This window comes from Halonotius roseus (genome assembly GCF_006861655.1).
In the GTDB taxonomy this organism is placed as follows: domain Archaea; phylum Halobacteriota; class Halobacteria; order Halobacteriales; family Haloferacaceae; genus Halonotius; species Halonotius roseus.
This window is the reverse complement of the sequence record NZ_SESI01000001.1, coordinates 1,111,224-1,123,529: the sequence shown is the minus strand read 5'-3', so window position 1 is coordinate 1,123,529 and position 12,306 is coordinate 1,111,224. Positions and strand designations below refer to the sequence as shown.

The window sequence follows — 12,306 nt, the reverse complement described above, 5'->3', positions numbered from 1 at the left end:
TACAGCTACTGCCATTTCGCCGCAGCTGCCGTCTGGTGGGCTGTTGACAACGCGTCGCTTAGGTGATCGTATCGATCTGATCGGTCTCGACAGCTGGTTCCGCGTCGTCGTCGCTCTCGTCGTTGCGGGACAGCAGGCCGCAGTTACAGTCGGCTTTCAGGGCCGACCAGACGACTGCCGTGAGGATAATCAGCCCTTCGATCCGCGCGGTGGTGACGATCCACGGTTTCGGGGTTGGGGCGTCGCCGTCGTACTCGTAGCTGAGCCGGGTGAGCACCCGAATGAACCGTTCTGGGTACAGCGTTTCAACGAGGCCGATGCCGCCGAGGAGGAGCTTCAGCATAGCTACATCGACAGCCGCAGCGGACAAAAGCCCGCCGGTCGTCTCACTGTGCGGGTCGCTGGCTACCCTCGCGCGAAAGATTTAGGCGAGCCAGCGGCCTACGCCGACCCAATGAGTCGCGGCCCTGCAGTGATTATCACCGAGAAGGACAACGCCGCCCGGCGGATCGCCGACATCCTCAGCGACGGCACCGCCGACACCGAGCGTGTCGTCGGCACCACCGTCTACAAATGGGGTGGCAACCGCTGTATCGGCCTCTCGGGCCACGTCGTCGGCGTCGACTTCCCCCCGGAGTACAACGATTGGCGGGATGTCGAACCCGTCGAGCTGATCGACGCGCCCATCGACAAACAGCCCACCCAGGAGGGGATCGTCCGCGCGCTCCGCCAGCTCGCCCGACGGGCCTCACACGTCACGATCGCCACCGACTACGACCGCGAGGGCGAGCTGATCGGCAAGGAAGCCTACGAACTGGTGCGGGAGGTCAACGAGGACGTGCAGATCGATCGCGTGCGCTTCTCGTCGATCACCGACCGCGAGGTCACCGAGGCCTTCGACAACCCCGACGAGATCGACTTCGATCTCGCAGCCGCCGGCGAGGCCCGACAGGTCATCGACCTGCTCTGGGGAGCGGCCCTCACCCGATTCCTCTCGCTTTCCGCGCGCCAACTCGGTGACGATTTCATCTCGGTCGGCCGCGTCCAAGGCCCGACACTCAAGCTGATCGTCGACCGCGAACGCGAGATCGAGGCGTTCGATCCCGAGGACTACTGGGAACTGTTCGCCGACCTCGAAACCGACGCAGCCGGCGGCTTCGAGAGCCAGTATTTCTATCGGGACGAGGACGGCAACGAGGCCGAACGCCTCTGGGACGGCGATCGCGCTGAAGCGGTCTACGACGCCCTCGCCGACGCCGAGACCGCCGCCGTCGACTCGGTCAACCGCCGCACCCGCACCGACAGCCCGCCCGCGCCGTTCAACACCACGCAGTTCATCCGCGCGGCCGGCTCGCTGAACTACTCGGCCCAGCAGGCGATGAGTATCGCCGAGGAACTGTACACCGCCGGCTATCTCACCTACCCCCGCACCGACAACACGGTCTACCCCGAGGATCTCGACCCGCGCGAACTCCTCGAAGCGTTCACCGCCGACAGCACCTTCGGCGACGACGCCGAGAGCCTGCTCACGGCCGACGAGATCGAGCCGACCGAGGGCGACGAGGAGACGACCGACCACCCACCGATCCATCCGACTGGCGAACTCCCGAACCGGAACGATCTCTCCGAGGACGAGTGGGAGATCTACGAACTCGTCGTCCGCCGCTTCTTTGCGACCGTTGCCGACGACGCGACGTGGGAACACCTGAAAGTCGTCGCCGAAATCGCCGACCGCGAGGTCGTCGTTGACGGCGAGCCGACCACTGAGGATCTCACGCTGAAGGCCAACGGCAAACGCCTCGTTGAGCCCGGCTACCACGCCGTCTACCCCTACTTCAGCCAGTCGGAAACCCACGTCCCTGACGTGACCGTCGGCGACGAGCTGGCGATCACCGACACCACAATCGAGGCCAAACAAACCCAGCCGCCGCGTCGCTACGGCCAATCGCGGCTGATCGAAACCATGGAGAAACTTGGGATCGGAACGAAGTCGACTCGCCACCACACTATCGAAAAACTCTACGACCGCGGCTATCTCGAAAACGATCCGCCGCGGCCGACGATGCTGGCGAAAGCTGTCGTTGAGGCCGCCGAGGAGTTTGCCGATCAGGTCGTCTCCGAGGAGATGACCGCCCAACTCGAAGCCGACATGCAGGCGATCGCAGCCGGCGAAAAGGAGTACGATGAGGTGACTGAAGCCTCTCGACAACTGCTCGAAGAGGTCTTCGACGATCTCACTGACTCCCGCGAGGAGATCGGCGATCAGATCCAACAATCACTGAAAGCTGACAAGACACTCGGCCCCTGTCCGGAGTGCGGCGACGACCTGCTGATCCGCACCAGTCGGCAGGGATCGTACTTCATCGGCTGCAACGGCTATCCCGACTGTGAGTACACCCTGCCGCTGCCGTCGACCGGCAAACCCCTCCTACTCGATGAGACCTGCGAGGAACACGAGCTACGCGAGGTCAAACTGCTGGCCGGCCGGAAAACGTTCGTCCACGGCTGTCCGCAGTGTCAGGCTGACGCCGCTGACGCCGAGGCTGACCGCGTCATCGGCGACTGCCCTGATTGCGGGGAGGAACACGGCGGCGAAGTGGCGATCAAACAGCTCCGCAACGGCTCGCGGCTCGTCGGCTGTACGCGCTACCCCGACTGTGAGTATTCGCTGCCGCTGCCGCGCCGCGGTGACATCGAGATCACCGACGCCCACTGCGAGGAACACGGGCTGCCGGAGCTGCTCGTTACCTACGAGGATGAGGACAGAGAGCCCTGGGAACTCGGCTGTCCGATCTGTAACTACCGGGAGTACCAGGCTCGCCAGAACGGCTCGGCGTTGGAAGCCATCGACGGCATCGGCGAAAAGACCGCTGAGAAGCTCCAGACGGCCGGCATCGAGGATGTTTCGGGCCTGAAAGACGCCGACGCCGACGAACTGGCCGCGGAAGTCGACGGCGTCGGTGCCGACACCGTCCGCGACTGGCAGGCCGACGCCGACTGATTTTTCGCTATCGAGGACTGATCGCAGCAGCATCGTTTTTGTGTGGGTACTGACTACGCCCGATCAGTCAATGGTGACGCTGCTCGCTGCGGTCGGCGTGCTCGTCGCAGTGTTCGTCGGGTTCAACATCGGCGGCTCATCGACCGGTGTCGCCTTCGGTCCCTCTGTCGGGAGTCGACTCCTGCAAAAAACGACGGCTGCCGGTCTGTTCACGGCATTCGCCTTCTTCGGCGCGTGGACTGTCGGACGAAACGTCATCGACACGATGAGCAGCAGCATCGTCCCCGCCGCGCAGTTCTCACCGGTCGCCAGCGTCGGCGTCCTCTTTTTCACCGGGATGTCGCTGCTGATCTCGAACATCTACGGCGTCCCGGCGTCGACGTCGATGACGGCGGTCGGCGCGATCGTCGGTTTGGGGCTTGCGACCGGGACGCTCAACCAAGCCCTGATGTTCACGATCCTCTCGGCGTGGATCGTCGCCCCGCTGGTCGCCTTCGTCTGTGGGGCACTCATCGGCCGCTACATCTACCCGTATCTCGACCGCCGGATCGCCTTTACGCGGTTCGAATCCAACCTCGTCTGGATCGATCGATCCGGGCTTATCCCTCGGCCGCGGTTCAACGAGAGTGCATCCGCGCGCGATATCATCGGCTCGACGATGGTCGTCGTCATCGCCTGCTACATGGCCTTCTCTGCTGGCGCGTCGAACGCGGCCAACGCGGTCGCGCCGCTGGTCGGGGCCAGCGGGCCGCTGACCGTCGATCAGGGCGTGTTGCTGGCGGTGTTTGCCTTCGGGCTCGGCGGCTTTACGATCGCGCGGCGGACGCTCGATACTGTCGGCGACGACATCACCGAACTCCCGATCCTGGCCGCCCTGATCGTCTCGGTTGTCGGCGGCACCATCATCACCATCCTCTCGGCACTCGGGATCCCGGCGAGTTTGGCGGTGAGCACCACCTGCTGTATCATCGGGCTGGGCTGGGGGCGGGCGACCCGCGCGGCGACGGTCGTCGAACTCGCCACGCCGGATCGCACGCCGGATCATGAGGTCACGGTGGCAACCGGCGCGCTCGCCGCCTCGCGGGCCGACGATGTGCCGACGACGCCGACGGTCGGCGATCTCGAACGCGGCGAATCGCCGCCGGACAAACCCGACAACGGGGTGCCGAGCGTGCCAGAGATCGGCGAGACGGACGCCCCGGAGTTGGATCGCCGGAGCCTGTTCGATCCGGAAGCGGTCAAGCGGATCGTTCTGCTGTGGGTGCTCACACCGCTGCTCGCGCTGGCCGGCTCCTACCCGCTGTTTCTCATCGTGCTGTGACGGCTATCGCTGGTCGTCGACCGTGCTGTGGTGCTACGACTGGTCGTCGGCTGATTCCTCGGTTGGTTCCTCGGCGGCGTATTCGCGGAGTTCCTCGACCGAAAGTTCATCGAGGACGCCCTCGCTTGTCGCCTCCAGCACGACCGGCGGCGCGTTGCCGGCCTCGCGGGCTTCGACCCACCGCGGGAGACAGACACACCAGCGGTCGCCCGGATGCAACCCTGGAAAATCGAGTTCCGGCCGCGGCGTGATGAGGTCGTTGCCCTGCTCGCGGCTGTATTCGAGAAAGTCCTGTGTCATCACCGCACAGATCTCGTGGCGGCCGGGATCGCGCCCGAGATGTCGACAGTGGCCGTCCCGCAGAAAGCCGGTTTCGGGGCTCTCACTACAGGGCTGTAACTCGTCGCCCACCACGTTGTTCTCGGTGTCGCTCATACCGGTGGTTCCGGCTGTGGCTGTATAGCTATTCGGCCCGCGTGTCTCGTTGTTGGCCCGCCAGCCGCAAGCCGCGGGGCTTATTCGCGCCCCTCGATAACCCGGGGTATGGAGCCGACGACGACCGGCCGGTTTCGCGTTCTCGACTGTCGCCCCGATGGGACGATCCTGCTGGTCGATCTCGCCGAAGCCACCGCTGCGGCGACCGGCGCGGATCCCGACGCCGATCTACGCCCGATCGCTGTCACCCCGCCGGCCGTCGATGCTGACAAGCCGACCGATGGGCCCGACATCGACGCCGAAACAGCCGACACGATCCGGTCGCTGGAACCCGGCTACGTTGTCGAGGCCGAACTCGCATGGGACGACAGCGATGCCGCCTTTCTCGACTGTACGATCACGAACCACACCCGGATCCAGTACGCCGACGGCGTGACCGGGCTCTTTGAGAAGGCCCAGGAAACGTGGCACGACGCCCAGGTCGCCGGCGAGGCGATGAACTCCGCGGTGACCTACAGCACCGGGAAGGAACCCAACGGCGTCGTCTACGTGTTTGCCAAACAAGACCCGCCGCGGGATCTCTTCGAGGAGTTCCGGACGGGCGCGACCCCGATCGAGCCGCTGATACAGCGTGTTAATGCGACACATGATAGCGACGGTGACGATGGTGCCGACAGCGACGGTGACGATCCCGCCGAGCGCGCGGTCTTCGTTCTCAACCCGGCCGACGAGCCGTTTGTCGTGGTGTATATCGTCTTTCGCAAGGGTGGTATGCTGGCCCAAACTGTCCGTGATACCTACGGGTTGCCGGCCGTCTGAACGACAGGAGAGGGAGCGGCGGCCGCGTCGGGGCGGAACCGGCCGCCGGGGGCGTGGACACAACACACGACCGCCGGCGGGTGGGACGCCGGCGGTCGATGGGATGGCCCCATCGGGTGTATTGACGGCTGCTCATATACATTCCTCGCCGCGTTTCAGAGCCAGAAACCCGCGATCGCTCAGTAGCTGTCGAGTCTCGACTGCCCGTCGCTATCGTTGCTGTCGTCGTCGCCCAGTCCGGTGAGCCCAACCGCCGACGCGATGGTTTCCTCGAAGGCGTCCCGCTGGCTGGCGTCGTACAGCGTTGCCGCCGGATGCATCGACAGCAACACGCGCTGTGAGCGATCGCCGAGCCGGCAGTCGACAACGTCGCCGGCCTCCTTCGTGATCGCAACCGAGCGATCCAGCAGGTGTTCGCTCGGCACCTTGCCGAGGGTGACGACCACGCTCGGATCGACGCTCTCGATCTCGCCCTCCAGATACCCCCGACAGTTGGCGAGTTCGTCGGTCGTCGGATCGCGGTTCTCCGGGGGTCGACACCGGACGCAGTTGGTGATTCGCACATCCGCTCGCTCGACGCCGGCATCGCCGAGGGCGTCGTCGAGCACCGATCCCGAGCGGCCGACGAACGGCTCGCCTTCCTCGTCTTCGTTTGCGCCGGGGGCTTCGCCGACGAACAGCAGGTCGGCGTCGTCGGGGCCGACGCCGTTGACGATCCGGCTCCGCGAGGCGACGAGATCGGGACACTGCTCGCAGTCGGTGACACACCGGCCGTCGAATCCGTCCATACCGATCGGTGGGGCGGGCGGCTTAACTGTCGGTCGGTTCGTCGGCCGTCGCGTTGCCGTCAGTAGCGTCATCGGTCGTCGCATCGCCGGCAGTCGCCTCGTCGGTGGTTTTCCAGCCGAACCGCTCGGCCTGTTGGCGACCGGCCCGTGCGGCCCGCTGGGCGACCCGGAGCGGTTCGGGTCGGTCGCCGTCGTCGGGGACAAACGCTCGGAGTACGTCGGTGGCGTCGGCCGTGTCGATGCCGACGGTGCGGATCCACAGCTCGGTGTCGCCGAGCACGACCGGGTCGCGCGGTGGTAGCTCGCGGTAGGTGGCGAGTCGCTGCTGTAACGCCTCGCCGGAAAAGTGCTCACGAAGTGGCTCGTCCAGTCCGTCGCTGTCCTCGAAGGAGACGGCGATCACCGGGCGGTCGGCGGCCACGTGCAGATCGCTGAGATCGATGAGGTTGAACCACGCGGGCGCGACGCCGGCGACCAGTAGCCACCGGGCGTCAGGTCTGTCGAGTCGATCGAGCAGCTCACAACAGGCGGCGGTCGCGTCGCTCCCACCGGTTGTACAGCGTCCGAAAACAACATCCTCAACGACGCGATCGGCACGAACGACAGCCCCGCACAGCTGACTGTAGTCGGGGCCATCGGAGGCGGCGATGCCGACCGCCCGACCCCCGGGGTTCGGAGCCATCGCGGGGCCGGCTACTCTGCGGGTTCGGCGTCGGGTTCGTCCTTCATCGATTGGAGTCTGTCGAGCAGTTCGTCGTTGGACGCGCCGATCTCGAAGTCGACGCTCCCCTTGTGCTCGGCCTCCCCGGCGTCGAGCCCGTCGTCGTCCTCGAAGTCGGTGTCGAAGTCCTGGTTCTCCTGTTCAGACTCATCGTAGCTTCCGAATCCCATACGTGGTATCATATGGTTCCCGGAGTGAAAAATCCCCATGCAGGCTGATTGTCAGTACCACGCCGACGCCGGGGACTTTTGCTGATCGACCACGTTGCCCCCGTATGGAGCCGATTGTCGTCACCGACGGCGCGGATGTCTTCACCTGCAACGCCTACCTCGTCGACGGCGCGACCCCGACGCTCGTCGACGCGGGTACGATGCCCGGTGTTGCCGACGTGATCGCCGACCACGTCGACGACCTCGATCGGGTCGTTCTCACCCACCAACACGGCGATCACGTCGGCGAACTCGACGCCGTCTTGGATCGATTTGACGCCGACCTCTATACATACGCGGAGCATCCACGCCGCACCGCTGCCATCGACGACGGTGACACGGTAACCATCGGCGATGACGAGTTCGAAGCGATCTACACGCCCGGCCACGCCAGCGACCACCTCTCCTTTGTGAGCGATGAGGCCCTGTTCAGCGGCGACGTGGTCGTCTACAACGACGGCGCGTTCGACGACGGCAGCTTCGGCCGCACCGACCGCCGTGGACAGTCACGCGAGCAACTGATCGAGAGCCTCAAACGGATCCTTGCGCGGCTGCCGGATTCGGTGTCGGCGATGTACGCCGGCCACGGCGATCCGTTCCACGCCGATCCCGCCGGCGACGACGTGCGAACCGTCATCGAACGCGCCCGTGAGCGCGCCGAGCGACGCGAGCCGAAATACCCCGACGAGTAGTCGATTCGGCGGGGTCGCTCACCTGCGTCGTTGATGCTGTGGCTATCGCTGTCGCCGGCGACGTGGCTGTCGCTCGGGGCTGTGAGACTGCTGAAAAACCAACCGACAGAATCAGGCTGCGCGTCGCTCTTTGGCTTTCGGGCGGAGCCGCGAGTAGCCACATTTCCGGCAGCTGTCGGCGTCCGGCGCGTTGCGCGCGTTACACCGCATGCAGATCTGTTTGTTGAGCGTTCGGCTGGCGGCGACGTCGTTGGTTGGCATACGCGCTCTTTGTGGGGGTCGCTGTTTAACAGTTCCGAGAACAGCCCTGCGATCGACCGCGTTAGGCGCCGGCGTCCTGCAGGGCGTCTTCGAGATCGCCGCGCTGGGTGACACCGACGAACCGCTCGACGATGCCGTCGTCGTTTTCGATGACGAGCGTCGGCAGCGATCGCACCTGGTACTCGTTGGCGACCTCCTGTTCCTCGTCGACGTCGACCTTGGCGAACTCCACGTCCTCGTAGTCGGCCTCCAGCTCCTCAAGGATCGGATCCTGCGTCTTACACGGGCCACACCAGTCGGCGTAAAAGTCTGTCAGTCGAACAGTCATCGTGCGGCCGATCGTTGCGCCGACGCGGTCATAAGGGTTTCCACCCCGTTGTTGGCGGCCGGCGGCCGTTCTGCTGGAAGCCGAAACGCTTAGGTCGCCCAAGCGGGGACAAACAGCCATGGCTTCCAGTGGGAACTCCGGCGGACTGATGTCCAGTGCCGGGTTGGTGCGGTACTTCGACTCCGAGGATCGCAACGCGATCCGTATCGATCCGAAAACCGTGATGGCGTTCTGTATCCTCTTTGGCGTCTTCGTGCAGGTGCTGACGCTGACGATCGCCTGATCGATCCGGTAGCTTTTGTCTCCAGCGCGCCAGCTATCGGTATGCATGTTGGCGTGATTGCTGTCCAGGGCGATGTGAGTGAACACGCTGCCGCGATCCGGCGTGTCGCCGCTGCCCGCGGCGTCGACACCGAGATTACACCGATCCGTGAGGCCGGCCTTGTCGACGACTGCGACGTGTTGCTCATGCCCGGCGGGGAGTCGACGACGATCTCGCGGCTGCTTGCTGATGAGGGTATCGACGAGGAGACCCACGCCCACGTCGATAGCGGCAAGCCGATCTTAGCGACCTGTGCCGGACTGATTGTCGCCGCCCGCGACCCACAGGACGAGCGCGTCCAGTCGCTCGACATTTTGGATATCACGGTCGATCGCAACGCCTTCGGCCGCCAGAAGGATAGCTTCGAGGCTCCACTCGACATCGACGGACTTGATGAGCCGTTTCCGGCGGTGTTCATTCGCGCGCCGCTAGTCGAATCTGTTGGCGAGGATGTGGAGGTACTCGCCGACTGGGAGGGCAGCCCAGTCGCTGTCCGCCAGGGCTCGGTCGTCGCCACCTCGTTCCATCCCGAACTGACCGAGGACAGCCGGCTGCACGAACTCGCGCTGTTCGACGATCAGCCGGCGGCCGCCGACCAGCCGGCCGATGCCGATACCCCGGAGGTCAGTCAATGAGCGACGACGCGGCCGCCTCCGACGGGGTCGACGACGCCGACAGCGAGGCCGTTCTTGATTCGTTGTTTGCAACGATCAAACAGCGACAGGATGAACTGCCGGAGGACTCTTACACTGCGTCGCTGTTCACCCACGAGAAGGGCGAAAACGAGGTACTCGAAAAACTCGGCGAGGAGGCAACCGAGGTGATCCTCGCGGCGAAAGATGACGATCTTGACGACCTCCAGTATGAGTCGGCTGATTTCGTCTACCACCTGCTGGTGTTGTTTGCGATGAAGGGGCTGGATGTCGACGACCTGCGGGACGAACTCGAATCGCGGTTCTGAGTTGCGAAGTTGCTGGTACCCTCAGACCACCAGCAGGCTTTTTCGAACAGTAACCATAGTAGCCAGTATGAGCCTCACGACGGACGATCTCAAGGAGTTCACGGAATCTGATCCCGAGGACGACGAAACCGTCCCGCTCGGTGATGCCCTCTCGGAGCTTGCTGTCGATGTTGAGGTCGATGCTGTGGACGCGGTACGTGACGTTCGTAAACGGATATGACGCTACTGCTCGATACAAACGTTCTCGTCGCAGCAGTTACACGAGACACCGAGCACTCGGACATCGCGGTCGAGTTGCTCAACCAAGCTGACGAAACGTACGTCTCGTTGCTGAATCTAATGGAACTTCGAACTGTCCTTTCGAAAAAGAAAGGCTTCGAGCGCGACCGGATCGATCAAATAGAGAGCCGGATCACATCACGGACGACCGTACTGTTTCCCGACGCCTCGGAGGTGATGGCAGCGAATCGACTCCAGTCTGAGACGCTGTTGTATCCGATGGACGCGCTTGTGCTTGCGGTTGCTGAGGCGAACGATGCGATGCTCGTCTCGTTTGATGCAGAGCTGGTCGATCACGGCGCGACGCTACCGAGCGAAGTCCGCTAATCCAACCCACGCGCTTCCCGACGCGTTTTTCAGCCGGCTTGCCGAAACGCCGCCAATGAACGCAGTGACGCTCGGTCCGACCGGAACCTACTCACACCGTGCCGCTCGCGCCGTTGCCGACGACGTATCCTTCCGGGAGTCGGTGACCGCCATTATCGAAGCCGTCGCCAGCGGCGACTTCGAACGCGGCGTCGTCCCCATCGAGAACAGCATCGAGGGCAGCGTCACCGAAACGCTGGACGCCTTGGCGAACTACGAGGTGTGTGTCACCAGCGAGATCGTCACGCCGATCCGCCACGCGTTGCTCGCCCAAGGCGAGTCCTTCGACACGATCGCCAGCCACGCCCAAGCACTTGCGCAGTGTCGCAGCTACCTCGAAGAACACTACCCTGACGCCATACAGGAGGCCGTCGCCAGCACCGCCCGCGGCGTCCAATCAGCCCGCGAGAACGCGTCTATCGCTGGCATCGGCCACCCCGATAACGCGACCAACGGGGCCGAACTCCAGATTCTCGCCGAGGACATTCAGGATCAGGATTCGAACGCGACGCGGTTCTTCGTCATCGCGCCCGCTGACGAGCGAACCGACGCCGGTGGCAAAACCTCGCTGATCGTCTACCCGAACGTCAACTACCCCGGTCTGCTGTTGGAACTGCTGGAGGCGTTCGCCGACCGCGATATCAACCTCTCGCGGGTCGAATCCCGCCCCAGCGGCGCGCGACTCGGCGACTACCTCTTCCATTTCGACATCGAGGCCGGTGTCTACGAGAGCCGGGTGCAGGACGCCCTCGATGAGATCGAGGAGTTAGCCTCGGAGGGCTGGGTTCGCAACCTCGGTTCCTACGATACGAAACACGTGCTGTACTGAGCTGCCGGCAGTCAGACTTTTGTCCCGATAAAAACGACGAAAAACTTCAAACCGCCAGACGACCAAGTATCGGATATGCCTGAGAAACCAAACCCCTTCGAGGAGCTTGACGAGCTGATCGAGCGCATGAACGACCAGTTCGGCGAGCTGAGCCAGACCTTTGAGGGCGGCAGTGTCCTCTCGGAGATCAGCGTCGACGTGGCCGACACCGGCGAGGAGATCGTCGTCACCGCTGATCTTCCCGGCTTCGCCGAGGAGGATATCGACCTCCGAGCCGACGAGGATTCGGTCACGCTCAGCGCGGAGGCCGAAACCGAAACCGTCGACGATGACGCCCACTACCACCGTAAGGAACGCAGCCACCAGTCGGTCAGCCGGCGGGTGCCGCTTCCCGAGGCGGTCGACGCCGCGTCGGCGACGGCGAGCTACACCAACGGCGTGCTGACGGTCACGCTGCCGAAACTCGATCCCGACGCGCCCGGCGGCCACGAGATCGACGTGGAATAAGCCCGTATTTTAGCGGTAGTATTCAAATGAGCAGTCGAGTAAGAGTCTTAGATGTAGAAAGCCCTCGCCGCTCTCGACTCCCGCGGCTCGTTGCGCTCCTCGCTCACTCCGTTCGCTGTGGTGCTTACGTCGCCGGGGTTCGCCGAGAGCGTCTCGCCCTTTCAGTCCGCCAGGAATTCGGTTGACCGGCCGGCCGATCCACCTCTTTGCCTGCTCGTCTCTGAATATCGCTATTTTAGCCACCAGTACCATTTTGCTGTCACAGCCGCCAGCGACAGCCATGCCCTCCAGAGAGAACATCGTCATTCTTGGCTTCATCGCCGTCGCCGTAACAGCCGCGGTCGGCATCGACACTGCAACCACGCTGCCCGGTTGGCTCCCGTTTGCCAGCCTGCTGGGGGTTGGCGTTATCGCGCCGCTGCTCGTCAACAACTATCTCGACGCACGCACCGCTGCCTGAAGCGTGC

Annotated in this window: 19 protein-coding genes; 12 read left to right on the top strand and 7 right to left on the bottom strand. The window is 64.1% G+C overall.

The genetic code is table 11. From position 1 onward, the window contains the following. Positions 1 to 58 precede the first annotated feature (58 nt). Positions 59 to 343 (bottom strand): hypothetical protein, encoded by a 285-nt coding sequence (locus EWF95_RS05895; protein ID WP_142443097.1) that lies wholly within the window; start codon positions 341 to 343, stop codon positions 59 to 61. A 111-nt stretch (positions 344 to 454) separates the two neighbouring features. Between EWF95_RS05895 and EWF95_RS05890 the strand changes: the two genes are divergently transcribed. Both EWF95_RS05890 and EWF95_RS05885 read left to right on the top strand, forming a co-directional pair. Continuing rightward, positions 455 to 3,001: a DNA topoisomerase I gene (locus tag EWF95_RS05890; protein WP_142443096.1), complete on the top strand. Its 2,547-nt coding sequence runs from the start codon at positions 455 to 457 to the stop codon at positions 2,999 to 3,001. 70 nt (positions 3,002 to 3,071) lie between these two features. Continuing rightward, the gene (locus tag EWF95_RS05885) at positions 3,072 to 4,322 is read left to right on the top strand and encodes an inorganic phosphate transporter (RefSeq protein ID WP_142443095.1); all 1,251 of its coding nucleotides are present in this window, start codon (positions 3,072 to 3,074) and stop codon (positions 4,320 to 4,322) included. A 33-nt stretch (positions 4,323 to 4,355) separates the two neighbouring features. Here the strand turns inward: EWF95_RS05885 and EWF95_RS05880 are convergent, their stop codons facing one another. Beyond that, positions 4,356 to 4,757: a DUF2237 family protein gene (locus EWF95_RS05880; protein ID WP_142443094.1), complete on the bottom strand. Its 402-nt coding sequence runs from the start codon at positions 4,755 to 4,757 to the stop codon at positions 4,356 to 4,358. Positions 4,758 to 4,865: 108 nt separating this feature from the next. Here EWF95_RS05880 and EWF95_RS05875 point away from each other — a divergent pair, with 108 nt between their 5' ends. Then, entirely contained in the window at positions 4,866 to 5,576 is a 711-nt protein-coding gene (locus EWF95_RS05875) for a DUF6663 family protein (RefSeq protein ID WP_142443093.1), read from the top strand. Between the two features lie 179 nt (positions 5,577 to 5,755). Here EWF95_RS05875 and EWF95_RS05870 read toward each other — a convergent pair whose 3' ends face one another. From EWF95_RS05870 to EWF95_RS05860, 3 genes are read right to left on the bottom strand one after another with little or no spacing between them, the layout of a single operon-like run. Then, entirely contained in the window at positions 5,756 to 6,364 is a 609-nt protein-coding gene (locus EWF95_RS05870; protein ID WP_142443092.1) for a uracil-DNA glycosylase, read from the bottom strand. Positions 6,365 to 6,386: 22 nt separating this feature from the next. After that, positions 6,387 to 7,046 (bottom strand): endonuclease dU, encoded by a 660-nt coding sequence (locus EWF95_RS05865; protein ID WP_142443091.1) that lies wholly within the window; start codon positions 7,044 to 7,046, stop codon positions 6,387 to 6,389. A gap of 11 nt (positions 7,047 to 7,057) precedes the next feature. After that, positions 7,058 to 7,255, bottom strand: coding sequence for a DUF5786 family protein (locus tag EWF95_RS05860; RefSeq protein ID WP_142443090.1), 198 nt, complete (start codon positions 7,253 to 7,255; stop codon positions 7,058 to 7,060). Positions 7,256 to 7,359: 104 nt separating this feature from the next. Between EWF95_RS05860 and EWF95_RS05855 the strand changes: the two genes are divergently transcribed. Next, positions 7,360 to 7,986 carry an MBL fold metallo-hydrolase gene (locus tag EWF95_RS05855; RefSeq protein ID WP_142443089.1) on the top strand — a complete coding sequence of 209 codons (627 nt, stop codon included), beginning with the start codon at positions 7,360 to 7,362 and terminating at the stop codon, positions 7,984 to 7,986. Positions 7,987 to 8,097: 111 nt separating this feature from the next. Here EWF95_RS05855 and EWF95_RS05850 read toward each other — a convergent pair whose 3' ends face one another. Then, positions 8,098 to 8,247, bottom strand: a complete 150-nt coding sequence (locus EWF95_RS05850; RefSeq protein ID WP_120101431.1) for a 50S ribosomal protein L40e — start codon at positions 8,245 to 8,247, stop codon at positions 8,098 to 8,100. A 61-nt stretch (positions 8,248 to 8,308) separates the two neighbouring features. Next, positions 8,309 to 8,575 (bottom strand): thioredoxin, encoded by a 267-nt coding sequence (gene trxA / locus EWF95_RS05845; RefSeq protein WP_120101790.1) that lies wholly within the window; start codon positions 8,573 to 8,575, stop codon positions 8,309 to 8,311. 118 nt (positions 8,576 to 8,693) lie between these two features. Here trxA and EWF95_RS05840 point away from each other — a divergent pair, with 118 nt between their 5' ends. The 8 genes from EWF95_RS05840 (at position 8,694) to EWF95_RS05810 (ending at position 12,299) form a co-directional block, all read left to right on the top strand. Then, on the top strand, positions 8,694 to 8,858 hold the full coding sequence (locus EWF95_RS05840; protein ID WP_142443088.1) for a preprotein translocase subunit Sec61beta: 165 nt from the start codon (positions 8,694 to 8,696) through the stop codon (positions 8,856 to 8,858). A gap of 41 nt (positions 8,859 to 8,899) precedes the next feature. Further along, a complete protein-coding gene (gene pdxT, locus EWF95_RS05835) occupies positions 8,900 to 9,532 on the top strand; it encodes a pyridoxal 5'-phosphate synthase glutaminase subunit PdxT (protein WP_142443087.1) in 633 nt (210 codons plus the stop codon). Beyond that, a complete protein-coding gene (gene hisE / locus EWF95_RS05830) occupies positions 9,529 to 9,858 on the top strand; it encodes a phosphoribosyl-ATP diphosphatase (RefSeq protein WP_142443086.1) in 330 nt (109 codons plus the stop codon). The genes pdxT and hisE overlap by 4 nt, the downstream gene beginning before the upstream one ends. A 67-nt stretch (positions 9,859 to 9,925) precedes the next feature. Continuing rightward, positions 9,926 to 10,078, top strand: a complete 153-nt coding sequence (locus tag EWF95_RS13500; RefSeq protein ID WP_185911704.1) for a hypothetical protein — start codon at positions 9,926 to 9,928, stop codon at positions 10,076 to 10,078. After that, positions 10,075 to 10,464, top strand: a complete 390-nt coding sequence (locus EWF95_RS05825) for a type II toxin-antitoxin system VapC family toxin (RefSeq protein ID WP_142443085.1) — start codon at positions 10,075 to 10,077, stop codon at positions 10,462 to 10,464. Before EWF95_RS13500 ends, EWF95_RS05825 begins: the two co-directional genes overlap by 4 nt. A gap of 55 nt (positions 10,465 to 10,519) precedes the next feature. Next, positions 10,520 to 11,332, top strand: coding sequence for a prephenate dehydratase (gene pheA / locus EWF95_RS05820; protein WP_142443084.1), 813 nt, complete (start codon positions 10,520 to 10,522; stop codon positions 11,330 to 11,332). 75 nt (positions 11,333 to 11,407) lie between these two features. After that, the gene (locus EWF95_RS05815) at positions 11,408 to 11,839 is read left to right on the top strand and encodes an Hsp20/alpha crystallin family protein (RefSeq protein WP_142443083.1); all 432 of its coding nucleotides are present in this window, start codon (positions 11,408 to 11,410) and stop codon (positions 11,837 to 11,839) included. Positions 11,840 to 12,119: 280 nt separating this feature from the next. Then, the gene (locus EWF95_RS05810; protein ID WP_142443082.1) at positions 12,120 to 12,299 is read left to right on the top strand and encodes a hypothetical protein; all 180 of its coding nucleotides are present in this window, start codon (positions 12,120 to 12,122) and stop codon (positions 12,297 to 12,299) included. Positions 12,300 to 12,306: the final 7 nt, after the last annotated feature.